Raw genomic sequence first — 23,433 nt, forward strand, 5'->3', positions numbered from 1 at the left:
GGAGAAACACCCATTACTTTTCTTTTCATCCGTAAGTATCTGTTCACCTGTACGGTTCAAGGGGGGACAAAAATGGACTGCCCCCCAGTCCACACGGTATCCGGGCGGCAAAAATGCCGTCCGGTCTTTATTCTATCAAGCCCATTTGTAAAAGAATAGGCCGGGAACAGAAAAAGGGCGGACTGCTCCCCAGGCGTGGCGTCAGGTTCGGGAAAACAGGTATCTTCAGTTCCGTCCGTTTCCTCTTGTGCAGGTGCTTTCAGCTCTGTGGGTTGCTCCGGCGTGGGCGGCGGAGCCTCGGCGCAAAGGGTATAAAGATTACTGGTCTGGCCGCCGTTCTTACGCTCGTCAAAACGGGCCTGTTTAATGATGTAGCCAGCTTCTACCAGCTCATCCAGCGCCCGCTTGACCGTAGAGATACCATAGCCGCACTTGGCGGCTATGGTCTTGATGGACGGAAAACACTCGCCCTCCTTGTTACAATGCAGAACAAGGACCTGAAGCACCAGCCGCGCCCTCGGCCGCAATTCAGAGTAAAACGCCCTCTCCATGTATTCAAACTTTGCCATTCTGTGATCCTCCCATTCTGATACTCTCTTTGTTACAGCCGTCGTTCTCCCATAATGTACGGCTCCACCAGGCGCTTATACAACTTCCCATTGATCCGGTTTGCAAACAGGTCATGGGATGCCTCCGCCATTTCCAGCTCGCCGCCAAACAGCTCCCGGCAGTATTCCCGGAACTCTCCCGGCACACTGATGGCCACCGGGCGCACCTCCAGCCCTCCGCAGACCTCCAGCGCCTTGTGAAAGGCCGGAATCTCATAGGGAAGGACACTCCCGCACAACAGCCGGTGATCCGCCTCCCGGAACACGGAGGTAGGCGTCTGCATCACGCCGCAGTCGTAGATAATAAACTGATAGTCCCGATCCGGCTCATTGGTCAGATAGCAGTCGATCCCGTCAATGGCATAATGTTCGCCAGTGGGGGCCGCCTCATAAACATTGAGCAAAAGCTGAAGGTGCCGGTTGGTGTTGACCTCAATGTAGGCTGTTTCCGCGCCTCTGGCAGTCAGCCATGCCGCCAGATTGAACGCCGTCACCGTCACGCCGCTTCTTCGCTGTGCCCCGGCAACGGCAATACGGACATTTTTGGCGTTCCAGCGGTAAGGGATGATCTTGTCCTCCGGTTCAGGCTCTGATTTCCGCTGGGGTTCCGGCTGGCTTGATACCTGCGAGGGAGTCACATACCGCTGCATCCCTTCATCAGAAAGGGCCTCTTTCAGCTCGTCGGCGGCATCCTCCAGCGTTTCTGCCGTAATCAGATTCGTTATCCCGATGGACAAAAGCCGCTGGATACAGCCGCTCATATCCTCACAGCCGGACAGGATCACGATAATACGGGCGGAAAACATCATCCGAAAGGAGCGCAGCGCGAGGGTAAAGTCCTCGCCGCTTTCCTCAATACAGGCTGCGTCAATCAGAAAGAACTTGGCCGTGGCATAGTTGCGCATATCCTTGGTGACAAAACTTTTTAGGCTGAACTTTCCAACCAGCTTTTTGGACGGCATAAGCATTTCAGGGGCCGTGCCGTCGATCAGCCCGCTTTTCTGGTTACTCGTCAAGTACAGCAGCATACGACGCGCCTCCCATATCCATATTTTTTTCGGCTTTTTCTGGTTCCCCCGTCAACAAAAGGACAACGCCAACCACTACAATAGCGATGTAGATCAATAATTCAATCAGTTTATTTCGGTTGCTCATATCATGCTCCTTTAGTAGATCGCCCAGAAAGGACCGCCAGCGGCAGCACCTTTTCTGGCCTCATCCAAAATAATGGAGAGATCCCATTCCTGTTCGCTTCGCTTGTGGCTGGCAGGGTCGGCTACCAGGATTTTTCCCTCCGCAGTCACGCCGCGCAGGACAATGAAATGCCCGGAGCTGGTAAAGTGTCCCTTTGCCATGATCGCCACAACCAGTTTCCCATCTGTCAGGGCGTCCACCATCGCCTGCGGGTCATCCCGTGGAACACTCTCCCAGGATAGGCCGTAGGCTTCGGCGGCGGCTGGGATCAGGCTGTGATAAGAGCCATTCCCTTCGCAGCGGTGCCCATTCGCCACAGACCATTCGCTGAGTTCCACCGGGTCGTGAGCCATCCCGGTCAGGGTCGATGTGACAATCGCCATCGCCGTGGGACCGCACCCGGCCTCGCCAATCGTGCCGGATGTGCCGTACATGGTATCTGCCCACCGCTCATCCAGTTGGTTGTAATAGATGACCTCCCGGCCCCCATCGGTAAAGACCACGCCCTCGTAGCTCTGGCCGCTGCCCTCGATATAGTCCTTCTCATAAATGCCGAGCTGCTGGTTGTAGCCATACTCTTTCTGAAAATTCTCCACCACACTCACCTCATCGCCCACCAGCCATTGAGACAGCATGGAGAAAGGGCTGGTAATCAGATACAGGATAAAGGCAATCAAGAGCAGCAGGCCCAGAATGGGGGCCAGAATGAGAATGAGCGTCCTTCTGCGGCTTTCCTCATCGGTCGCCGCCCGCGCCGCCGCTTGTGCCAGCAGCTTTGCCGTCAACGGATCAATCGCCAAAACAACACCTCCAATCAGCCCATTTCCGCGCCTATGTCCGCCAGCATCCGGTCAAACTGCTGGCGGATTTTTTCCCGTTCCCGCCCGGCGCTGTCATCCATCACAAACACCTTTTTCCCGTCCTCATTCTCACGCACGGAAACCGTATAATCCCCGTTTGCAATAAAGAAGGAAGTATAAATGGCTTGGATGGCCGGGGCGGGCATCCGGGAAATCTCAAAGGGCGTGGCGGCACACTTGCTGTTCCAGGAAAAGAGGTTGCGGGCTGCGTCCGCCGTCAGTTTCATCCAGTCATAGTCAAATTCTTCTTTCTTCATCAGGCCGCCAAAGTCAATCCCGTCCGGGGAAAAATACCGCTCTACCTTTTCGGCAAGAACCGGATGGGATGCCATCAGGTAGAGGGCCGCCTGATAAGAGCAGTCCAGCTCTCCGCCCCGCCAGCGCATCGAGGACAGCTTGGTTATCAAAGATTCATACCGTTCCGCGTGGTTCATCAGAAAACGCCTCCTGTTCGTGAATAAGTAAGGCGGCCGGGGAGCATCCCAGCCGCCGTGGTGTGTTACCGGCCGCCCGCCTTGCCCATGTAGGCAAACTTGTAAGCCGGAATTTCAAAATTGACATGAAGCCGCTTGGAGCCGACCAGGAACAGGGCGTGTCCCCGTCGCTTGCTCTCCAATAACTCCTGCTCGGCGTCCGTCAGGTTGTAGAGGTCTGTGGTTTCCTGAAGGTTTTTGCCGTCGCAGCCCATCAGGATTTTGTAACAGGGAATATCCAAAAGGGCTTGCCCGTACATCTTGATCTCCGGCGCCAGGAAATCCACCACCGAGTGGGAGATGATCGCCAGGGCGGACTCATATTTTCTGGACCGCTTCTCCACATTCCGCAGGAAGGCCAGTGATTGCGGCACCTGCGGGTCGATCATCAGGTACGCCTCGTCGCACACCAGAAGCACACGCTCCCCACGATTGTTGCTCATCTGCTCCCAGCACCAGGTCAGCAGATTGAAATACTGCGTCCGCTTGATGTTGTCCGCTGCGTTTTGCAGGCTGTGGGTATCCAGGCAAACAAAATGGGAATCGGCCTCCAGCGTGCTGTGCCCGTTCCAAAGGAAGCTGTCGCTGCCTTTGGCGGCGTCATACAGCAGCATGGCGAGGTCACGGAACACCGGATTGTCCGGGTTGGCCTCGGCTTTTGTTTCAATCATGCTGTGGAGATCTTCCATGATGGGGAAATCCGTCGCTTTGAGCTGGCGAATGTCCGTGTCCCAGAAGATGCCGAACTGATTATATAGTTCAATGACTGTCTGCTTCAGGACGGCTTTCTGCATATCGGTCAGGCTCGGCAGATACAGGGAGAAGATGATCTCCAGCGTTTTGATATGGAGCGCCATATCGGACATTCCATTTCCTTCATCCGTATAGAGCTTGTCAGTTTCGTCCTCATCGTCACGGGGCGCCGGTCTGATCTGCAAAAGGTTGGAGCGGCCGTTCTTGCCGCCTCCCGCATTGAGCCAGCTTCCATTCAGGTTCCGGCACATATCCTTGTAGTCGACTAAGTCGGCGGGATTACTCCCGCTTTCTCGTCTAAGAACCGTACGTGAGCGTTTCCACTCATACGGCTCAAGCATTTCATCACGCTTTCGCGCGGCGTTCCAAGAAAATTTGCTGGCAATGTTTATGGACGTAGGCCATATTGCGCACCTCGTCCTTGCCGCCCATGGTCTTCGGGACTTTGAAGAAAATCTCCCTCTCGTCGCTGATGTCCATGGGAAGGCCACAGTGATAACAACACCCCTTCTGGTTTTTCCAGATTTGCTTAAAGCGTCCGGATAGCCGTTTCATACCATGCTGGAATTTGCGGTCAATGAAATATTGGGTGTCAAAATAGGGATTTGCATCCATTCGTACTTTGGTGTGGCGGACAATAGGGATGTGGTCTACCCGCAAAAGTTCTTTGCCCTCGGTACAGAATACCCAGTTCCGGTTGCTCCTGCGGTGCCAGTAGTTGGTGGAAACCCACCACTGCCCTTTATGAGGATGGCGGCGCTTCGCCCATCGCCACAGCAATTCGTAGAGAATGTAGTCAATGTGGGCAAAGGCGTCACTGGCACAGACCGATTGATGGTAATTCGTCCAGCCACGTATCTGCTGGTTCAGCTTTTCAATCAGGACTTCCTGTTTCCAAGCCTTACCGCGCCCAAGAATGGTCTCGGACAAGGCAGATTTCAGGGCTTTCAGCGCTTTCTTGGACGGCTTTACGATGAGCTTTCCTTTGAATTTACGAAATGTCCAGCCCAGCATATCAAAACCGTCGTCGATGTGGGTGATGACCGTCTTTTCCTCAGACAGCTCCAGCCCTCTGGTTTGCAGAAAATCGCGGATGATTGCTTTGGCTTCTTCCGCAATCTCCTTTGTCGCCGCTGTGACAATAAAATCGTCGGCATAACGCACCAGATTGACCTTGCTCTTGTTATGGACAAATGCACTGACCTCACCCTTGGCGCTCAAATCGAAGCGGTCACTCAGGACTTTTTGCATCCCATCCAGCGCCATGTTTGCGAGGATAGGGGAAATGACGCCGCCCTGAGGCGCACCCTCATCGGTGGGAAACAGTTCCTGCTCAAATATAAATCCTGCTTTCAGAAACTGTTTCAATACAGATTTGTCCATGGGAATGTGCTCAATGAGCCAATCATGGCTGATGTGGTCAAAACACCCTTTGATGTCGCCCTCCAGTACCCACTGTGGGGAGAAACTGCGGCTGAGTGCTGTGAAAATATATTCACAGGCGTCCTGCGCACAGCGCCCCTTGCGGAAACCAAAGGACTTCGTGTCCGCCGTTGTCTCCGATACCGGGTCGAGGGCCAGGGCGTAGAGCGCCTGCATGGCCCTGTCATACATACAGGGGATGCCCAGTGGGCGTTTCGCTTTTTTGCCCTTTTTCTCAATGAATACCCGGCGCAGCGGTTTGGCCTTATAGCCCTTGTCTGTCAGGGTCAACACACCGCGCATTTTAGCGGCTGGGGTAGACCACAGCTCACCGTCTACGCCCGGCGTCTTTTTCCCTTTGTTAGTAGTAACTTTTCGGACTGCCAACACTTTTGCATAGTACGAATGGGTCAAAAGATACTGTAATCGCTTCACTGTGTTCCATTTCTTCTCTTGGGTCGCCTTAGCAATCCTGGCTTGCAGCCTATTGACCTCGGCTTCCGCTTTCTTCCAGTCAATGGATTTCCACTGCTGTTCCAGCGCCGCCGCGTCCGGCAATCTCTCAGGGCTTTTACACCCCGTCGTTGAACAATTACCGTTCATAGGTTTACCTCCTTTTCTTGCTATGAAATACCGTGGGACAAGTCAGCACCCTTTCGGGCCGGGGCAAAGTCTGAACCCCTATCCCGCCCCATTACAGGGCGGGCGTTCGCTTTTTATCCCGTTCCTCTACCCTCTGCGCCATTTCTTCCCCTTACAAGGTCGATACCTCCGCATTTCTGCAAAGGAACGCATAGGGCTTACCACGTTCCGCATAACAAATAATTGTGTGCGTTTTAGGAGCCATCTTTGAGCCGGGAGGATTTGCGTCCATTTGCTGTGATGTTCTGAAAGCCCTCACAGCCACCTCCGCACCTTTTGGTGTAGGCGTATCAGCCTGATTTCGCCTATTCCCTGTAACGACTCTTGCGATGATTCACTTACATTCCCCATGACGCACTTATCCTGGCAGTACGGCTGAGTTAGGCTCTCAGCTTTCCCACGTTGTCCCACAGGCTTCCCACCCCGCCGTTACCAGCGACGCAGGCTGTGGTAGGATTACCCCAAATGGATAGGGTAGCTTCTTAGGCAATTTGTTACGCGACCTCGTGTCGCACTTCGGATTCCGGGTCTATACACAGGATTCTGGTTCCCTTCATATACTCCGAGAGCATGATGTGCTTGACCACGGTGCTTTTGCCGATACCGGCCACGCCCATGACAACGAAGCTGCTGTTGGTGCGGTCGTTCCCGCGTGTCCAGGGGTCCAGGATCACCAGCCCGCCGCTGCTGTCCTTGGCAAAATAATAGCCCCGGCCGTCGCTGTAACCGGAGCTTGCGAAGGGGAAACCGCCCACAAAGGTACTCATGGGGATGATGCGGGAAACGATGCTGTCCACCGTCCCGTTGGCGGGATAAGTGGGCGAAATGCTCTGAAACCCCTCCTTTTGCAGATTGGCAAGGGTGCGGACCTTGCATTTCTGAACGCTGAACGCACTCTCCACACGGCGGCAGATTTTGGAGAAGGCCGCCTCGTCCTGCGCCACCGGCATCACCGTGAGCGACATCATGGCGACGGTTTCACCCTCCTGGTCGATCTTCTGCATGATATGCTCCCCGTCCTCGGCGGCTTTTTCCGCCCGCTGGCGGGTCAGCGGGTCTTTTGCACTGTCGGCGGCGCCCCGCTGCTGGACAATGCTCTTGGAGAGGGCGGAGATCAGGGTGCTGTTATCAATCGGGGTGATCCCCACCGATACAATGGTGCTGGGGATGTTCGTGATTTTGGAGAGCCAGCCCATCTCCACTTTTTGCGGATAGCGGACCACCCCATAGACCTTTCCCATATTTTCACCGATGACCAGGCTGTTCCGCTTGATCTCCAACCCCATCGGGGTAATGACATTCAGCAACGCTTCATTGACAGGGAGCGTTTCTTCCTTCTTCTTGGTTCCTAACAATGATACACCTCCAAATCAGCGGCACGAGTACGGCACACCGATATAATCTAAGACAGCACCCAGCCCCAGCTCATGGATGCAGTAGTGGTACTGCTGGGGATGGGTTTTCTCCATGAGCTGAAACCGATTCGGCTCATGCTCCAGATGAACGCCGTACATACAATACATACACCCCGATCTGGAAACGCCGGTGGTTTTCAGAGTCGGGGCGCCGTTCCTCTTTTTGACCTCCACAATATCCCCATAGATGGGCGCATAGGGGATGCCGGTCATTTTCAAGTAGCGCAAAATATCTTCCTCCCGCCAGAACGCAAGGGGTTGACTGAGGGGACGCCTGCGTTCATAGCCGTTGCAGCCAAATCTAAGGTAAGACTGCTCCCGCAGCTTGCTCTCACAGGCCAGCACTCCCGTAATGGGATGCCGCCCGGACTGCCGTTCAAACTTGTTCAGCGGGGCCTTTTTCATGTGGTAACAGCACCGGGCTGAAACCGCAAAGGGGGCGTCCAGAAGATACTTGTACTTCTCACAGTTGTAGATCGACTTCTTTCCGTCCTTATCCAGCAATTCACCGTTCAGGCGGGCCAGACGGTAAGGCTGGCCTTTCCGTGCGCCGCTGACGGCATCGGACACTTCCTTGGAAATGACCGGATAGCCGTATTTCTCAATGATCTGCGTAAACGGATAGCGTGGGCGAAGCCAAATCACATTGTCTTTCGTTTTTACAAAATCGCGCAGTTCGGGGTATTCCAGCCCTGTGTCCACATACACAGCGGGAATATCCGGGCAGACCTGCCGTGCCAAATCAAGGAGTACCGTGGAATCCTTACCACCCGAAAAGCTGGTAAAGACCTGCCCGTTGTATTCCCTGTACCATTCCAATATTTTCATCTGCGATACTTTGATCTTTTCTTCGAGGCTCCAACCCTGCATGATGTTCAAATCCTGCCGGGTGTGCTTCATTCTTACACAACACCTACACTTTCTAAAATCGGGATCGCCGCTTCAAATCCGGCGTCCTCCAAATGGACATAGGCCGGGTTATTCACCAGATTGCACAGCCGTACAATGTCCTGCTGCTCCAAAATCTCGGTCTGGATGCCGCAGTCGGCAAAATAGCCGGACAGATATTTCAATTTTTGGAGCAGATCACGCTCCACTCTATCAACCGCCTTGTCCCAGATTTTGATGTAAAACTGCCGTTCCACCACCTCGCCGGAGAGGGCAAAACCGCCCATCTCCACGATCTCATGCTTCAGCAATTCCTTCTGCTTTATATCCGATGAAGAAGTGAGGGTGGAGGACAGCTCCGCCATCAGGGGAGAAATGTCCACCGGGCGGGAAACCGCCAAAAGCTGAAACGGATATTGGCCACTGGACAGGCTGGCCGTGAGCTGTTTGGCAATCAGGCGTTTTTCATTCTTGCTGAACAGCTCCGTACTGATGGGAAATATTTTCAGATACGCCAGCGCCATGCCGTCACGGGTGTAGAGGAAGCTCCCGCGAATGTCCTTTACATTGACGAACTCATTGGCGGTCATCTGCGCCAATTCTTCCTTATCCCTGCTCTTGGCTTTCTTGCGCCTTTCTGAGAATTTCAAAAAAAGAAGCGTACCACCTCCCAGCAGTACGCATACCAAAATCATAATGATCGGCAGCAGCAACCTATCAACCTCGCTTTCCTTGCCGCAGTTTACAGTTCCAAATCGTCCTCGTCCTCCCATGCCGCTTCCGGCTCCCGATCTTCGGCAAAATCGAGAGAAAGAGAATCCAGAGGAAAGGAAAAGCTGTGAGCGCCAATTCGGTCAATCTGGCTGGACTCGCGCAACTCATCAAAACGGCGGCTGAGATCAGCCAAATCTTCCTCACTGGCCCGTATCGTTTCCCCTTCGCCATAGAGATAGGTTTCTACCTCTACACAAATTGTGCTGTCTTTGGGCTGGCTTGCAAGGTCATCCCGGATAACAGTATCATCCAAAAGATCATCCGCACAGTCAGGGCATCCGGCGGCAAAGTATTCCACCCACATTCCATAATCAGAGGAGAGGGTCACAACAGAAAACATCTTGCTCATTTTGAACCACCACCTTTCCGGCCCCCGAACATTAGCCGCAGAAATTCCTCTGTATCTTTTGCTGACCGCACCTCAAAGGCCACAACAGAAGGTCGTGGCTTTGTGAAGTAGTCCCGGAAACGGGCGATTTGTTCCTCGGTCAGCGATACGCCTTGCCCTTCCGGGGTGTCGCCATAGAGAAAGAAAGTCCCGTGAATCGTATCATTCCTTAACTGTCGATTTACGGGCAGGCCCATCCATTTGCCAGCGGCATTACAGCACAGGACGGTTTCATGGGGCAGGGAGATACATTCGATCTCGCCGCCGACAAGGGCCTGCCGGTGTTCCAGGGAATCCTCCAGCACAGCGGTATAGGGTTCCTTTCCCGGCTCAAATATCATTACCCTGATTTCTTTATTGCTGTTCATTGTATTTTCCTTTCTCATCATGGGTTCCCCGGCGCGATATGCCAGTCATCGTAAAGGGAACCGCTGATCGTCACGGAATCGGTGAGATTGGCGCAGAGCATCCCTGCCGGGGTCCAAATATCCATTACATGGGTATTGACCGTATAGCTCCCATCGGGGAACCACACCGGCGAAAAATGGACCCGCTGCTTGTAGGTGCTGTAAATATTTTCGGCAAACTGGAACCGGGCTGTTTTTCCGCTGGAGAGCCGGTCCAGCAGGCGCCAGTAGGTCGTATAGTTAAATTCGGGAAAATAGGAAACCGCCGTCTGGCCATAGGTGTAGTGGGACATGGGCGCCGATGTACTGACCGTGGCGGTGACGGTGTTGCTCACGCCGTAGCCGGATTTCATGGTATTTCCGGCCGCCGTGGGCACCTTCTCATCCGGTTCAATCCTTGTGGTGGCGGTCATGGAGGCGGAATAGTTGTCCCGGAAGAAATCATACCAGCCCTCATCCACCCAATATCCATCATCATCGCCGGTACTGTGCCACACCCAATACGGGTGCCACTGTGCCCACCACACGCTCCATGCGGCGTAGGACTTTTCCTCCCGGCTGGGGACGCTGCTGGGCCGCCAGCTTCCAGCGGTGTCGGTGGCCTTCGGGTCCGGCGGGTCGTTGCCGGAAAGATCAACCACTTTTGCCTTGATGGTGGTCTGGCTCAGAGTCCCCCGGTTTGTGCGTACCGTAATAGTAATATTCTGCGGTTCGGACGGGGTATGCCACTTCACCCACGCAAGCTGACTGTCCCCCTCCGGGATGACGATATTGCTCATGCGGTAGGTGCTGCCCTTGATGGTAAAGGTCACGGTGGCGGGGCCATCCGGGTTGATCTCAGAACCGGCATAGAGCGTCACCGGCGTTATCACATCGGTGTCTACCCGGTATTCGTAGTCATAGTCGGTAGGTTCCGGCTGCTCCGGGGGCTGTTCCTCAAATCGGACAATACCCATACCCAGGTAGGCGATGATGGTGTCATTGGAACAGGTCTTGTTCGTGGGGCCGGAATAGGCCGCAAAGCCTAAATCCGAATATTCAAGGTACATCGCCAGCGGGAGATTTTTATGGGTCAGGCTCGTCATGGTCCTGCGCAGGGCACCGCCCGTCTGGTTGTCGTAGAGGGCCGCTTCATGGGCAGTCATGGCGTACATAACTCCATTGTGCTTGAAGTAGGCGATTGGCTCCAAAAGCAATTTATACTTTCCTGTTATCAAATCATCATAAGAAATACCCGTAAGTTCTGCGATATAACGGACAATGATTTCATCACAAAAATATTTCTTGATTGCTTCAATACTCGCCTTGCTGCTGCCGGTGCTGATGATCCTCGGCATTGTAATCGCAGGATTGTAATAAACATAGCTGCTTGTTGTCGGAGAGATAGAGCTTCCATCCCTATATTGGATTTTTGATACCTTGCCAAAATGGATTTTAATTGCGGGGGTCTTGCTTGTTAAGTCAATAGAAGCGGATGCCGGTTTCTGCGTTTCGGAGTAAATCACGGTAACTCTTACTCCATCCATGCCCGGATTCCATGAGTTCTGCGAGGTTCCCTGTCCCATACTGCCGCCACCGCCGTCCACATTTCCGCTGCCTCCGGTATCGGCCAGGGCACTCATAGGGCAAATGCCCAGGATAAGCAAAATGCTCAAAAAGAAGGCAAAAATCCGTTTCAAAAGCGCACCTCCAGTCTGCTGATTTTTGAAAAAGGACATAAAAAGAGTACGGCATTTCTGCCGTACTCTTAATGTGATATTAGCCCATAGTGCCAACCTGATTTCCGGTCAATTCATCTCCATCATTCCCAACCGGAATCCCAACGGAACTGCCTCCTTCATCGGGAATCCAGCCGAAGCCCTCAATGTAGATAGAGCCGTTCTGTGTATCTCCGTTTTGGGGCTGATTGGCGGCGGGATCGGAAACAATCGGCTCATTGTTCTCGCTGGCCGCCTGCTGCTCCTCCGGGGACGGGGCGGGCGGCGGAGTGGTTTCCGGCTTTTTTTCGCTGTCAGTCAAATCAACATCCACCTGATCCTCCTGCTCTACATCCAGGACGGGATCATCCTGTTCCTGTGCGGGGGTGTTTTCCGGTGCGGAAACATCGGGGACCTCCACTGTGGGCGTCGTAGTTTCTTCCTCCGGGGGCTGGCTCACATCCTCCGTTGTAACATCCGTGGGGGCAGCGGCCGGGTCCGTCCCGGTTGGCTGATCGCCTTTGCCGAGCATAGACACAGAAACGCCGATCACGATCAGCAGCACCGCCGCCACACCGACGATGGCAAGCAGCTTTTTATTTTTTGCGTTCATCTGGAATCCTCCTTTTAAGGTGAAATTATATCAAAAGATCAATGTGTTCCTCCGTCCTCATTATACCATTTGCACAACAATGGCGTCCAGGTGGAAGAACACACAAACATTTTTTTGCGCTATGGAAAACCGTCAGGCAGAAATAGACAAAATCTAAAACCGGGGAACATACTTGGCGTTCAGCTTCATGGTGATCTGCATGGGCGGTAGATGGCCGAACCCAAAGGAAAAGGGCACCTCCACCGTGACCGTTCCTGTCACATTGAGCTGCGTAATCCCCTCCGGCACGGAGGGGGCAAGCGGGGCATTTTCCAGTTCCATGTGCAGATCATAAAAGCGGTATTCCAAATCTGGCCCCGCGTATTTCAGATACCGCCCATCCTCGTACACCAGGCCCAACACCTGTTGCAGCCGGTCATATACATTCCCGGTAGTGACATTCTTTGTCCAGGACGAACCGGAGAGCTGGTAGCCTCCCGAATACCCTTCCCGCAGGCCGGGGTAGGCTTCATCCCAATTTTCCGTTGCCACCGCTACAATAGCGGACTGGACGGAATCCCGGACGCCCTGCGCCACGATCATCAGCCGCATATATTCAAACACCACGCAGGCTAAGATCAGGCAGCAGACCACCACCGCCAGAATCATGGGCGTGCCCTGCCCGGACCTGTCTTTCAAAACTGTTTTCAGCCTGTTCATTTCCAGTACACCTCCGAGACTCCTGTGGCCCTTGCGGTGAGTGTGACAGGAAAGGACGCAAATTCTCCGAACAGACCGAGATTGACGGTGGTGGTGAGCGTCACCGTCACCTCGTCGCCGAGCTGGATTTTCCCGGTGTCGCTCCATGAAATATCCGGGTCAAGTCCGGTTTCCTCCCGGAGAGCCGCCGCTTTTGAGCTGGTGGCGGAACCGACCCGCCCATTGATCTCCGCTGTCCGCACCAGCTCATCCGCAAACACATCCAGGTTTTGTTTCGCCACAAACACCGGGGCGATGCGGACCACCAGCGCCAGAACGAGCGCAACGGACAGGACAAGGACGCATACATCCACAAAGCCCTCCCCGCGTTTTTGTTTCAGCAGCCGCCTCAAACAGCCACCTCCCTTCATCAGAACAAATCCCCAAAGGCTTCCAGAACCACATAGCCCAGAACACCCAGATACATCAGCAGGAAACAGCCCAGAAGCATGAAGGAATACTTCCTCATTTTTCCCGGCTGCTTCATGGCCTCCAGCTTCAGCTTTTGGAGTTCAAGCTGTTTGAAGGTCATGGAGAGCATTTGAAAGTACATAATGCCGTTATCGCCGCGCTTGACGGAGATCAGCCCGCGCACCACATCGGAGAGCATGGTGCTTCCGATTCGGCTCTCCCAGCGTGTCAGGGCGTTTTCCTCGTTGCCGGAGGCCATATCCGCAATCGTGATCTCCAGCTCCCGCTTCATGGCGTGACCGGCGTTGTGCTGATAGGCTTTCAGGATATTCAGCACATCACGGGAGGAACGAAGCTCCTGCTCCACGGTATTGACAAAACGGGGCAGTTCCGTTTCAATTTCTTCCCGCCGCTGCTGGACAATCTCATCCGCCCGTTTCTGTTCTTTGAAAAAAACAGCCACCGCCAGAAAGAGTACCACCGGCGCCAGGATAGGAAAAATCAGCAGGACAGGGATCACCAGCAGCCCGATCAGCCCGCCCTTGACCCAGGCCGCCGCCACATAGGTTTCCGGGGACATTTGAATTTCGGCGGATTTAAGCTGGGCTTCCAGCTTGCGCCGTTTATAGGCGTCCAGCCGAACTAGAGGCGCCGCCTTTGCCGCCATGTCGAACAGGATAGCGTTCATGTTGTTCTTTTTCGCCTTTCCCCGGTTCGTGACGGTCAGTACGGCCTTTGTGCTGGCGGAAGTGGGCAGCCGGAGAAGTCCGGCCAGTAAAAAGAACGCTCCCAGGCCAAAGAGCGTTCCGAAGCATAGTAAGATCAAATACAACCTGTTTCACCTCAATTCCTTGTAATACATTCGTTTGGGGCCGGTGTTCCGGCTCTCCGCCCGGGGACGGCCCGGCACATTCCAGCTTCCGCCGCCCCGGAATCCCGGCGCGCAGGACCAACCGGAGGCCCGCAGGCTGGCTCCATTTTCCTCCGCCAGCGTGTAAGTGATGATCTTCCGAAACCCCATCTCTCTGGCGATTCGGGCGCAGCAGCCATAGAGGAAGCTGCACCCATTGAAAGTGCCGTCCGTGCATAGCCGTGTCACCTCGGCGGTCCGTCCATCATCCAGATACCGGGAGATTGGCCGCCCCGCGACAGCAACGCCATGAATCACCCCCAGCCCATCGGAGAGCGCCACACAGAATTTACAGCCCTGCACCCGCCCGCTGTGGCGGTGGTGCTTTTCAATAAAGCGGTTTGCCTCCCGCAAGCTGATTGGAATGATCTCCGCGATTCTCACCTCCAACGAAAAACACCCACCGGGAAGGTGAGCAAAATGGTTTCATCTGCTTTGAATTGGAAATATCCCACCTGATTTTGGAGTAGATAGTTCCACTTATCTTTTGTACTCCACCGGCTTTGTCAGCCGGATAACCGCCGCAAAGGAAATGAGCAGCACCAGCAGGCAGACCGCCAGGATGCCCTTGCCGAAGCCGGTGTTCACCAATACATCGTACCAGTCTTTATTCAGAAAGTAGAGCAAAGGGATGTTGCCCACCAGCAGGAAGGCCATGGTGATGAACTCCTTGAACGGCTCATACATCAGGTAGTCCAGTTCCGCCGCCACGATCCGCATATCGGACAGCTTGCCGATGATGGGGGTAAGCGTGCTTTTCAGGCTCTTATCATCCTGACAGGCGATAGCGGCGTCCACCCATTCCCGGAAGATGTAGTTGTCCAGCTTGGGTTTCATGTTGGAGAGGGCCTGCTTCACATCGGCGCTTATCATGCCGGTTTCGGCCAAAAAGCCCCGGAATACATCGGCCACGGGCGGGTTCAGGTAGTGGATGTTTTCCTCTACGGCGGTGATGATACTCTCGCTGCGCAGATAGGAGCTGGTGATGATGGACAGCCCGGTTTCAATCTCATTGTTCATCAGCTTTTTGTAGCTGTGGGAGGTGAACAGGACATACCAGAACGGGATCAGCCCCATGCCTACCGCCAGTACCGGAAGCATGAAATAGTTTTGGATCAAAATGCAGATCACCGCGCCCATAGCCGCCAGAAACAGAGAGAGGGCGCAGAGGGCGGCAAACTTGCCGCCCCTGCCGGTCAGGAGCATCATTTCCTTGGCTTCCCGCACCGTCTTTTGGATGCCCTTGGCCTCTCTGGGGTGGTTGAGCTGCCCGATCCTCTTGGAAATTGGCATCTCCCGGCTGGCAAAGGATTTCGTCAGGTCCTCCGCAAACTCAAAGGGCGTCATGTTCAGCAGCAGGAAAATACCGGCCAGCATACCGGCAAAGGCCAGCAAAATCAGTACAATCAAGCGGGTTCCTCCTTCCCATCGTTTATATCCATCCGGCCACCGGCGATCTGTTCCAGCAGGCGGGGCGGCATCCCATTCTCCAGCAGCCGCTTTTGCAGGCTTGCCGAGATCGTGGACACCTTTTGAAATTCACCACGCACTTTTATCTTGCCGTCCTCCACGGCGGTTTCCGATACATGGTAGCGGTAGAGGGTGTGGAGCTGCCGGGCGCCGTCCTCCAAAATCTCACACTCGGTAATCTCCATCACCCTGCGGCTGTTGTCCTCCAGCTTCTTCACAAAGAGGACAATGGGAAACGCCTCCGTCACCAGGTTATACAGGGTCTTGTCGCCCATATCGTATTTCTGGGTACACAGCGTCACCATGCGGTAGTAGGTGGCCTTGCAGCTATTGGCGTGGGTGGTGGTAATGACCGCGTGGCCGGTGCGGGCCGCCTCCTGCGCCGCAAACGCTTCCGCCGACTTCATCTCGCCCACGCACACCACATCCGGGTCGCAGGTCAGGGCGAACTCCAAAAGCCGCTCCTGATCGTAATTCTGCTTGGGGTCATCGGAAAAGCGGGTGACGGTGTGGACTACATTGTTGAGGACATTCCCCTCGGCATCCTCCTTCACCAGATCAAACTCCCGGCACCCGTTTTCAATGGTGAAGATTCTCTTTTCATTGGGAATGGTGGAGAGAATCCAGCTCATCAGTGTGGTCTTGCCGCTGCCGGTGGAGCCGGTGACACAAATGGACAGGCCGAACCGCAGCACCGCCGCCAGGAAATCCAGCATTTCGGCGGTGGCCGTTCCATAGCGAACAAAATCATCCCGCCCCAGCTTTTTGGGGTTTACGATTCGGATGGAGGCCGCCACGCCCTTGTCCTTGTCGGTCAGCGGATTGCCCAGAACCGTAATACGGATTTTATTGGAGAGGTGGCCCACCACTCCCGGCTGGCTGTTATCCAGGATCATCCCGGATTTATGAAGCAGCCTGCGGACCACATCGACGGCGTGCTGGGGGCTTTGAAACCGCTCCTTGGAGGGAACCACGCGCCCATCCGCATAGGTGATCTTGGTGTCCTTCCAGGAATTGATGTTGATTTCCTCCACATCACTGGCAAAGAGGTAAGGCGTCAGGAAGGAGAACTCGGCCATTTCCGTATAGAGCTTGTCAATCAGGGCCTCGTGATCCATGCCTTCCACACCCAGGCTGTAATCATTGAGATACTTGGCGATGTAGGCGGTGATCTGCTGGCGCTGTTCCTCCGGGTTGTCGGTTATCAGGGTAGAATACTTGCTGGCAAGATACTCCTGCACCTGTGCCAACACCTCCGCGAATGAGCGCGTGTTTTTGCTGGTGTTGAAAAAAAGGCCGATGTTATTTGCCATCTCCGAACACCTCCGCGGCGATGGCAGTGATGACCGGCTCATAGCTCTTTGCCTCTTTTCCGGCAAGCGGTTCCAGCAGCTTCAGCGTGGCCGCCTGTTCCTCCACGATGGGAAGATAGGGCAGCCGGTACTTCACCCCGCCAAATGAATTTTCGTATTCCATACCGCCCGGATAGGGCCGGGTGTTGGACAGCACCCGGATGTGCTGCTCCGGCTTAAATTTCCGGTCCTCAATCAGAGGAAGGTAGGACGCGAAATAGGAGATCGCTTTCAGATCGCATCCGCATACCCGCAGCACATCGTCCGCCACCTCCAGCGCCGCCGTCGCAAGCACATTCCCGGTCAGGACGCTGGTACAGTCCACGATCACATAGTCTGCGATATGCCGCAGGAGAACCAGCATATCCACCGCCTTTTCCTTGCTGTACTCCGCGTAGGTGAACACATTTTCCCCGGCCTTGTAGCCCAGAAAGCTGATATAGGGGTGCTTTTCACAGGGGACGCAGGTTTTCAACACCTGTTCCTGCGTCATGCCGGGGGCGGACAGCAGTTCGCCCACGGACACCTCCGGCAGTTTCCCCTCCGCAGCCACAGCCGGAAGCGGGGGTGCGGTAAGGTCGGTAAACACCAGCACCACATTTTTCTTCCGCTTGGCAAGCTCCGCCGCCAGCTTGACCGCCGTGACCGTCTTTCCGGCGCCGGGGCTGCCCCATACGGCAAGCATCTGTTTCTGCTTATTCGACATCCGTTGTTTCCACCTCCTGTTCCTCCGCGCCCTCTGCGGGTTGCCCACCGTCAGCACCGTCAACGGGGGCCTCCGGCTGGTTGCTCTCGTCTCCAGCCTCCGGCTCGGCAAAGAAGGCGTCCTGCGCCGCCAGGAACTTTTCGGCATTGGCACGGGCGCCCCGGTAGACAAAGGCCAGGTGGAGGCTGTTGGATTCCTCCAAATGAGCTAAAAGCTGGGCCTGTTCGCTGTTCACCAGCAGGGTGATGGTGGCGGGCAGGGTTTCCTCCGGGTTTTCTTCTTCCTCATTTTCCACCGGCGCCTGATATTCCTTGTCCGCGCCAGAACTCTGGGTGGCGGCAAGGACCTCCACATATTTCAGCTCCGGGGGCTGGGTGGTTTCGCCGGTGTCCTTGTCGGTGGCAAAGAGCATGATAATATCGCCCGCCTCCACCTTACCGGAACCGCCCTTGGCAAAGGTGGGGATGGTGACGGAGATCGCAACCTTGGAACCATTCAGACGGGTCAGATACTCATACTGTGTCAATGGCTCCGAGGACAGCCACGCCGTGTTCACATCGGTATATTTCCGCAGCTCCACATCGGTGTATCTTCCCACCACCTCATCCAGCGAGGTGGCGATACTGCCCTCCATGCCGGAGGCCCCTCTGGTGTAGACCTCCACCATGTCCGCCGTGATGTATGTCCCCCGTGGGATCACCTCGGCTTTTACCCGGACGGCCTCCGTCTGGGCTTTAAGTCCCTCGTTGAAAAGCGGCGTGATTCCAAAGCAGACCAGGACTGCCAGCAGGATGCACACCGCGCCGATGACTGTCCGGCTCCGAAAAATGTTCTTGTTCAATTTGATACCTCCACTTGTTCAGATTTGAAGTGCAAAAGCAGTCAGCCAGTAGGCGGACACGCCTCCGAAGCAGAAAAAAGGGGCCAGGGGCAGGCGCACCGCAGACAGCGGTTGTTTTTGTAAACGACATTCCACCAGCCCGACAAGCGCCGCCAGCGAGAGGGAAAGGACGGCCTGTATCAGCCCCGGCCACACGCCCAGGACAAATCCGCAGGCCTCCATCAGCTTCACATCACCGCCGCCGATGGCAAACCCGTCCCGTTTTATCAGGACCGCCGCCAGCAGGAAAGGGCCGCCGACCAGAAACAGCCCCGCCACAGAAGCGGCAGGGCGGAATCCGATCAACCCGCACAGCAGGAGCAGGGCCGGGATCAGGTTTGGTATCTCCCGGTTTCGCATATCCCACACAGCGGCGGACAGGAGCAGCAGGCCGAACAGAGTGCCCTTGACCATGAGCGGCGTCACCGCTCAACCTCCCCGGCAGGTTCCAGTCCAGTGTCGTTCAGTTCGTCCCCATGAAGATCGTAAAAGTCCTTCATTTCCACAGGCGGCTCCCCATTGACATGGAACGCGCAGCGGCGGAGATCCGCCGCCTGTTTCGCCACTGTTTTCTCCACTGTTCCCCGGATGCTGTCCCAAAAAGAAAAATTATTGTCCATCCATTCCGTATATAGGGCCGCAAGAGGCTGAGGATAGGTCAGCAGGGTGTCGGTTTCCCATTCATCCAGTCCTTGCTCCAACTCTCCGAGAAATTCTTCCTTGATGACCTTTTCATAAGCGTGATCCAATATTTCTTCTGGCGGCAGAGCGGCGATTTCCTCCATGCGGGCGTCAAATTCCGCCTTGGCCCGGTCGTAGAGTAGACCAGCCCGATACTCGGCGCCCTTGTCCTGAAGAAAGTAATAGACCACCTCGCTGATGTTCTCCGGGTTCATACAGCGGTCCGGGACGGGCGTATTTCGGAAAGCCCACGCCTGTTCCAGCACATTCTCCATCGCCAGAAGCATATCCCGCTGCGTATCACTCAAGGGACTGTTCTCCAATTCGCTTTTCATGGCAAGCATCCCCTGAATCCGCGTAAAATAGGGATCGTTGGGCGCCAGTTCCTCCAGCGGTCTGGCCGCCCGGCGGATTTCTTCGTCCAGTTTATCTTTCAGTTTTGCTTGCTCCAGTTAAACCACCTCCTTCGGTCAGGCATACAGCCCGAAATAAAGAAGGATGGCGGTCAGGCCGACCGCCATCCCAATCACCAGGGGCCACGGGTTCCATCCTTTTTGAAACATCATTTTTACTCCCCCTGTTCCAACGCCTCCTGAGCGGCGAGAATCTGCCTGCCCACGGCATAGACCACTTGAATGGTCACAGAGTTCCCCGCCTGCCGGTAGAGCTGATTGTCGCTGTTGACCGCCCGCGCCCGGTCAAACATTTCATCGGTAAAGCCTTGCAGCCGCCAGCACTCACGGGGCGTCAGCCTGCGGATCAGGCCGCACCCCGCAAACGGCGTCCCCTGATTGCAGGAGGTTTCCAGAGTGCCGGTGCAATCCTTTCCGACACGCCCACGCCTTGTCCGGCTATCCGGGAACGCCAGATTGATGCTGTCCCCGCAGCGGGCAACCGCATAGCCCTGTTTTGTGGCTTCCCGAATGTGCATACCGTGAGGGCATTTTTCGCAGTCCTGAAAGACAACGCCGTGGCGATCCTGTGTCGTAAGGGTAAAGGCTGGTTCTCCGCACTCCTTGATCCGCCGCCCATTCTGCTTTTTTTCTTCCCGTTCTGGCGTAACGACAGCGCGGCAGCCGTAGAACACACCGGAATTGTCGCCGCTCCGGTTGGTGATCCCGCTGTTATACTTGGCCTTGATGCACCGGGCATGGCTCGTCAGCTTGGGATTGCCATTACAAAGATCCACAAAGACTGCATTTTGTGTCTGATTTCTATTGATTCCACGAGTATCGCTGGCATTAAGACAGTGGGCTACCTCTAATTCCTTATCTACTCCTTTTTTCCGATTATACCCCACACAATACAGCCCTGTCTTTCCGCCCCAGCCGCCGGATTGGGCGGCCATCGTGACGCTGATACCAGACGGGTCGTACACCCGCTGGCCCTGCATCCCGCCTATGAGTTGGACAAGAGCTTTTCCACGGCCCGCTGGGACAGGAAATACTTTTGGTCCACTTCCGGCTCCAGGATGTCGGCAAGCGACAAGGTAGACCCGCTCTCTGTTTTGAGGGGGGCCGAAATCTTTTGTATTGAGAAGTCCGTACTCGATATGGTAGCCGAGTGAGGCCAGCGTATCGAGTACGGCCGCAAAGTCCCATCCTCCATGAATGGACAGGAGATTCTTAACATTTTCAAGGACAATCCATGTGGGTCGATTTTCAGGACTTTGGCCTTTGACGAGTTCAGCAAGCGTAAAAAAGAGTCCGCTTCTTGCTCCGTTAATCCCCCGCTGACGGCCGCTGACCGAAATATCCTGACATGGGAATCCCGCTGCCCACAGGTCTGCTCTGGGGAGTTCTGCGGGGGTGACTTTTGTGATGTCGGCTGCATACCATTCATCCTCCTTCACACTATGAATGGCTCTGTAACTGCGGTCGGCATACTTGTCAATCTCACAATGCCCCACACAGCGCATCCCGCATAGCTCAAAGCCCTTGCGGAAACCGCCGATGCCGGAAAAGAAGTCAAGGAATGTCATCTGCGCCATCGGCAGCCTCACAGTTCCAACGCCATATCCTCATCAAGCTCTTTCTGTCCGTCGTTCTCCATTTGAGTGGTCGCTTCCTGTTCTTCCTCCAATTCCATCAGCTTCATAAAGATGGCGTTTACAGCACACGGATCAATCTCCGTGACATACCGGGTGGTCGGGTCAACATGGTTTTTATCCCTCGGCGTCCGGGCGTCTGGGAAATCGGTCTGTCCGGCCCGGTCAAGCACCGCCTGATCGAAACGGGAATCCCAATCGGAAAACTGGATGGTGCGGGAGAGGACATAGATTGCCCGCTCCACACCGTAAAAGCGCACCAGCTCTCCAATGAAGGAATCCAATTCCCGGCTGTTCATGGCGGCCATGGCCTTGTCCTGAATGAAATTCCGGCAGTCCATGTTGATATTGTAGCTGTCGCACCAAAGAGCCGCCTCATTCCTGCGGCTGGCTTCTTCCAGCGACGGATAGTAAACGGGAATGGTTGCGTACATCATTCAAGCCCCCATTCGTCCCCGTAGCGGTACGGGTAGATTTTCTGCCCGCGCAGGAAGCGAACCAGGTTCTGCACCTGATCCGCCACGGACAAATTGCTCTGATCCTTGGTGGTCATCATCACCGAGCCAAAGATACCGGCCAGCGCCAGGACTACGGTGGTAGTCACATTGGCGGTAAACAGCCAGACCAGGGCGGCCACACCGCCCATCACCAGGGAACCAATCAACGCCTGAAAGAGCTGCTTTTTCCCAAAGCCTGTGAACAGCTCCGCCTCCGGCTTCACGCCCAGAGGGATATACAGTTTCAAATCCTCGTCCATTCGCACCTCCTACGAGTAGTAATATAAAATCAGGTCTTTGATCTGCCAGATGGATTCCGCGATTACATAGAAAATCACGGTGTTGCGGGCGCGTTTTTTGTACTGCGCCGCCTGTTCCTCGGCGGCCGCCAGCCGCACCATGCAGTAGATAAATCTTGCCACGGCGCCCACGCGCACCAGCAGGATGATGGCCTTTGAAAGATCGTCCATTGTTACCATCCGCCGTCACCTCACTTTCCCATGCCCTTGACCATCTGCACCAGGCGCACGGAATGGTATGCGTTGTTGACGATGGCTCCGCCACCGCCGCCTCCAGTCGTAACGATGAACTCCTGAAGGAATTTCGGCGTCCGCACGGCCAGGATCATACAGGCCACGCCCCAGAAAATGTGCATATTCATCATCAGCCCCACGCCCAGCTTGGCGAGGGCGATCTGGATAATCACCGAGAGGGCCGATTGAAAGAACTTGCTCATGTAGGGCTTGAATACGCCCTTGTCGTTGTCGATCAGGCCCACACAGGCCAGGGGCATCCCCACCCGCAAAATCAAAATCTCCAGTCCCCGCATAAGGAACTGGAAGTAGAGGATAAAGTACACGATGACGAACACCAGCCCAAAGATGGCGGTCACGAGGCCGAGCGTGGAGATACCGGACACCCAGCCCGCCCAATCGTAAGCGGTGGCAAGGCCGATAGCCTCCAGCATCTTGTCGCTCATTTCCCCCACAATTCCCGCAAGCCAGCCGTACATGGTGGGAAAACAGACCGCCACGGCCATCGCCTTGAAAAAGTTCGTCAGCAGGGCAATCGGTTCTTCATCCGCGTCGCCATCGGACCACAGCACATAGGTTTCAAAGCCCTTTTTGAGAAATTTCAGAATGATAAGCGACACGCCAAAGCCAAACACAATATCAAACAGGGCTTCAAACAGATCAACACCGGCCAATGTGGACATATACTGCTCCGCGTACAGGGTCAGCGGCACAATGCCCTCCATCAGCCCGTCAATGTAGGCGATGGCTCCGTTAAGCAGGGCGACGATCAGCAGAACCAGAATATATTCCAACCAGCGGCCACCTCCTATTACAATATATTTGGACAGGAAAGCCGGGCAGCCAGTCCGGCTTTCCCTCCATCTCGTGCCTAAGCTACAATGAGAGGAGCAACTGGCTGACCATCGCCTCCTTGGGCTTCTATGTCCGCCGGAAAGACTGTCAGTCATCCTCTTGTTGCAGCGTTCGATTTGAGCAGGTTGAACCACCGGATGCCGGGGAGTTCGCGTCACACAATAGATTGAATCGGCAGCGAGAAAAGATGGATTCCGGTTGCAGATTCTTGGTATTGGA

At 55.0% G+C, this 23,433-nt stretch carries 29 protein-coding genes; all 29 read right to left on the reverse strand.

Annotated elements, in window-relative coordinates; genetic code table 11:
• Positions 1-56 precede the first annotated feature (56 nt).
• Entirely contained in the window at positions 57-569 is a 513-nt protein-coding gene (locus FYJ45_RS17050; protein WP_154466026.1) for a helix-turn-helix domain-containing protein, read from the reverse strand.
• A 32-nt stretch (positions 570-601) separates the two neighbouring features.
• Entirely contained in the window at positions 602-1,636 is a 1,035-nt protein-coding gene (locus FYJ45_RS17055; protein WP_154466028.1) for a hypothetical protein, read from the reverse strand.
• The gene (locus FYJ45_RS29675; protein WP_195841862.1) at positions 1,614-1,763 is read right to left on the reverse strand and encodes a hypothetical protein; all 150 of its coding nucleotides are present in this window, start codon (positions 1,761-1,763) and stop codon (positions 1,614-1,616) included. Before FYJ45_RS29675 ends, FYJ45_RS17055 begins: the two co-directional genes overlap by 23 nt.
• Positions 1,764-1,774: 11 nt before the next feature.
• Positions 1,775-2,602, reverse strand: a complete 828-nt coding sequence (locus tag FYJ45_RS17060; RefSeq protein ID WP_154466030.1) for a C39 family peptidase — start codon at positions 2,600-2,602, stop codon at positions 1,775-1,777.
• Between the two features lie 14 nt (positions 2,603-2,616).
• Positions 2,617-3,096, reverse strand: a complete 480-nt coding sequence (locus tag FYJ45_RS17065) for a hypothetical protein (protein WP_154466032.1) — start codon at positions 3,094-3,096, stop codon at positions 2,617-2,619.
• 65 nt (positions 3,097-3,161) lie between these two features.
• Complete coding sequence (locus FYJ45_RS17070; protein ID WP_330588723.1) at positions 3,162-4,229, reverse strand: hypothetical protein; 1,068 nt, start codon at positions 4,227-4,229, stop codon at positions 3,162-3,164.
• Between the two features lie 4 nt (positions 4,230-4,233).
• Entirely contained in the window at positions 4,234-5,913 is a 1,680-nt protein-coding gene (gene ltrA / locus FYJ45_RS17075; protein ID WP_154466034.1) for a group II intron reverse transcriptase/maturase, read from the reverse strand.
• 533 nt (positions 5,914-6,446) lie between these two features.
• A complete protein-coding gene (locus FYJ45_RS17080) occupies positions 6,447-7,307 on the reverse strand; it encodes a hypothetical protein (RefSeq protein ID WP_330588724.1) in 861 nt (286 codons plus the stop codon).
• A 15-nt stretch (positions 7,308-7,322) separates the two neighbouring features.
• Entirely contained in the window at positions 7,323-8,267 is a 945-nt protein-coding gene (locus FYJ45_RS17085) for a phosphoadenosine phosphosulfate reductase family protein (RefSeq protein ID WP_154466036.1), read from the reverse strand.
• A 2-nt stretch (positions 8,268-8,269) separates the two neighbouring features.
• Positions 8,270-9,028, reverse strand: coding sequence for a hypothetical protein (locus FYJ45_RS17090; RefSeq protein WP_321170247.1), 759 nt, complete (start codon positions 9,026-9,028; stop codon positions 8,270-8,272).
• The gene (locus FYJ45_RS17095; protein WP_154466038.1) at positions 8,998-9,378 is read right to left on the reverse strand and encodes a hypothetical protein; all 381 of its coding nucleotides are present in this window, start codon (positions 9,376-9,378) and stop codon (positions 8,998-9,000) included. Before FYJ45_RS17095 ends, FYJ45_RS17090 begins: the two co-directional genes overlap by 31 nt.
• Positions 9,375-9,785, reverse strand: coding sequence for a DUF3846 domain-containing protein (locus FYJ45_RS17100; protein WP_235930859.1), 411 nt, complete (start codon positions 9,783-9,785; stop codon positions 9,375-9,377). The genes FYJ45_RS17095 and FYJ45_RS17100 overlap by 4 nt, the downstream gene beginning before the upstream one ends.
• A 17-nt stretch (positions 9,786-9,802) precedes the next feature.
• Complete coding sequence (locus FYJ45_RS17105; protein WP_195841863.1) at positions 9,803-11,542, reverse strand: hypothetical protein; 1,740 nt, start codon at positions 11,540-11,542, stop codon at positions 9,803-9,805.
• Between the two features lie 40 nt (positions 11,543-11,582).
• A complete protein-coding gene (locus FYJ45_RS17110) occupies positions 11,583-12,134 on the reverse strand; it encodes a DUF6550 family protein (protein ID WP_154466042.1) in 552 nt (183 codons plus the stop codon).
• Positions 12,135-12,287: 153 nt separating this feature from the next.
• Positions 12,288-12,833: a hypothetical protein gene (locus FYJ45_RS17115; RefSeq protein WP_154466044.1), complete on the reverse strand. Its 546-nt coding sequence runs from the start codon at positions 12,831-12,833 to the stop codon at positions 12,288-12,290.
• Positions 12,830-13,225 (reverse strand): DUF4320 family protein, encoded by a 396-nt coding sequence (locus FYJ45_RS17120; RefSeq protein ID WP_235930860.1) that lies wholly within the window; start codon positions 13,223-13,225, stop codon positions 12,830-12,832. Before FYJ45_RS17120 ends, FYJ45_RS17115 begins: the two co-directional genes overlap by 4 nt.
• Positions 13,226-13,242: 17 nt before the next feature.
• Complete coding sequence (locus FYJ45_RS17125; protein ID WP_154466048.1) at positions 13,243-14,115, reverse strand: secretion protein F; 873 nt, start codon at positions 14,113-14,115, stop codon at positions 13,243-13,245.
• Between the two features lie 6 nt (positions 14,116-14,121).
• Positions 14,122-14,577, reverse strand: coding sequence for an XF1762 family protein (locus FYJ45_RS17130; RefSeq protein WP_321170253.1), 456 nt, complete (start codon positions 14,575-14,577; stop codon positions 14,122-14,124).
• Positions 14,578-14,673: 96 nt separating this feature from the next.
• Positions 14,674-15,603, reverse strand: a complete 930-nt coding sequence (locus tag FYJ45_RS17135) for a type II secretion system F family protein (protein ID WP_154466050.1) — start codon at positions 15,601-15,603, stop codon at positions 14,674-14,676.
• On the reverse strand, positions 15,600-16,976 hold the full coding sequence (locus tag FYJ45_RS17140; protein WP_154466052.1) for a CpaF/VirB11 family protein: 1,377 nt from the start codon (positions 16,974-16,976) through the stop codon (positions 15,600-15,602). The genes FYJ45_RS17135 and FYJ45_RS17140 overlap by 4 nt, the downstream gene beginning before the upstream one ends.
• On the reverse strand, positions 16,966-17,721 hold the full coding sequence (locus tag FYJ45_RS17145; RefSeq protein WP_154466054.1) for an AAA family ATPase: 756 nt from the start codon (positions 17,719-17,721) through the stop codon (positions 16,966-16,968). Before FYJ45_RS17145 ends, FYJ45_RS17140 begins: the two co-directional genes overlap by 11 nt.
• A complete protein-coding gene (gene cpaB / locus FYJ45_RS17150; protein ID WP_154466056.1) occupies positions 17,711-18,562 on the reverse strand; it encodes a Flp pilus assembly protein CpaB in 852 nt (283 codons plus the stop codon). The genes FYJ45_RS17145 and cpaB overlap by 11 nt, the downstream gene beginning before the upstream one ends.
• Positions 18,563-18,580: 18 nt before the next feature.
• On the reverse strand, positions 18,581-19,027 hold the full coding sequence (locus FYJ45_RS17155; RefSeq protein ID WP_321170248.1) for an A24 family peptidase: 447 nt from the start codon (positions 19,025-19,027) through the stop codon (positions 18,581-18,583).
• Entirely contained in the window at positions 19,024-19,617 is a 594-nt protein-coding gene (locus FYJ45_RS17160) for a DUF3848 domain-containing protein (protein WP_235930862.1), read from the reverse strand. Before FYJ45_RS17160 ends, FYJ45_RS17155 begins: the two co-directional genes overlap by 4 nt.
• Positions 19,618-19,850: 233 nt before the next feature.
• The gene (locus tag FYJ45_RS17165; protein WP_154466060.1) at positions 19,851-21,272 is read right to left on the reverse strand and encodes a DNA cytosine methyltransferase; all 1,422 of its coding nucleotides are present in this window, start codon (positions 21,270-21,272) and stop codon (positions 19,851-19,853) included.
• 8 nt (positions 21,273-21,280) lie between these two features.
• A complete protein-coding gene (locus tag FYJ45_RS17170; RefSeq protein WP_235930863.1) occupies positions 21,281-21,766 on the reverse strand; it encodes a DUF3849 domain-containing protein in 486 nt (161 codons plus the stop codon).
• A complete protein-coding gene (locus tag FYJ45_RS17175; RefSeq protein WP_154466062.1) occupies positions 21,763-22,086 on the reverse strand; it encodes a hypothetical protein in 324 nt (107 codons plus the stop codon). Before FYJ45_RS17175 ends, FYJ45_RS17170 begins: the two co-directional genes overlap by 4 nt.
• A 9-nt stretch (positions 22,087-22,095) precedes the next feature.
• Positions 22,096-22,296 (reverse strand): hypothetical protein, encoded by a 201-nt coding sequence (locus tag FYJ45_RS17180; RefSeq protein ID WP_330588726.1) that lies wholly within the window; start codon positions 22,294-22,296, stop codon positions 22,096-22,098.
• A gap of 20 nt (positions 22,297-22,316) precedes the next feature.
• Positions 22,317-23,153 (reverse strand): conjugal transfer protein TrbL family protein, encoded by an 837-nt coding sequence (locus FYJ45_RS17185; protein ID WP_154466064.1) that lies wholly within the window; start codon positions 23,151-23,153, stop codon positions 22,317-22,319.
• Positions 23,154-23,433: the final 280 nt, after the last annotated feature.

Source organism: Eisenbergiella porci, assembly GCF_009696275.1.
GTDB classification, from domain to species: Bacteria; Bacillota; Clostridia; order Lachnospirales; family Lachnospiraceae; genus Eisenbergiella; species Eisenbergiella porci.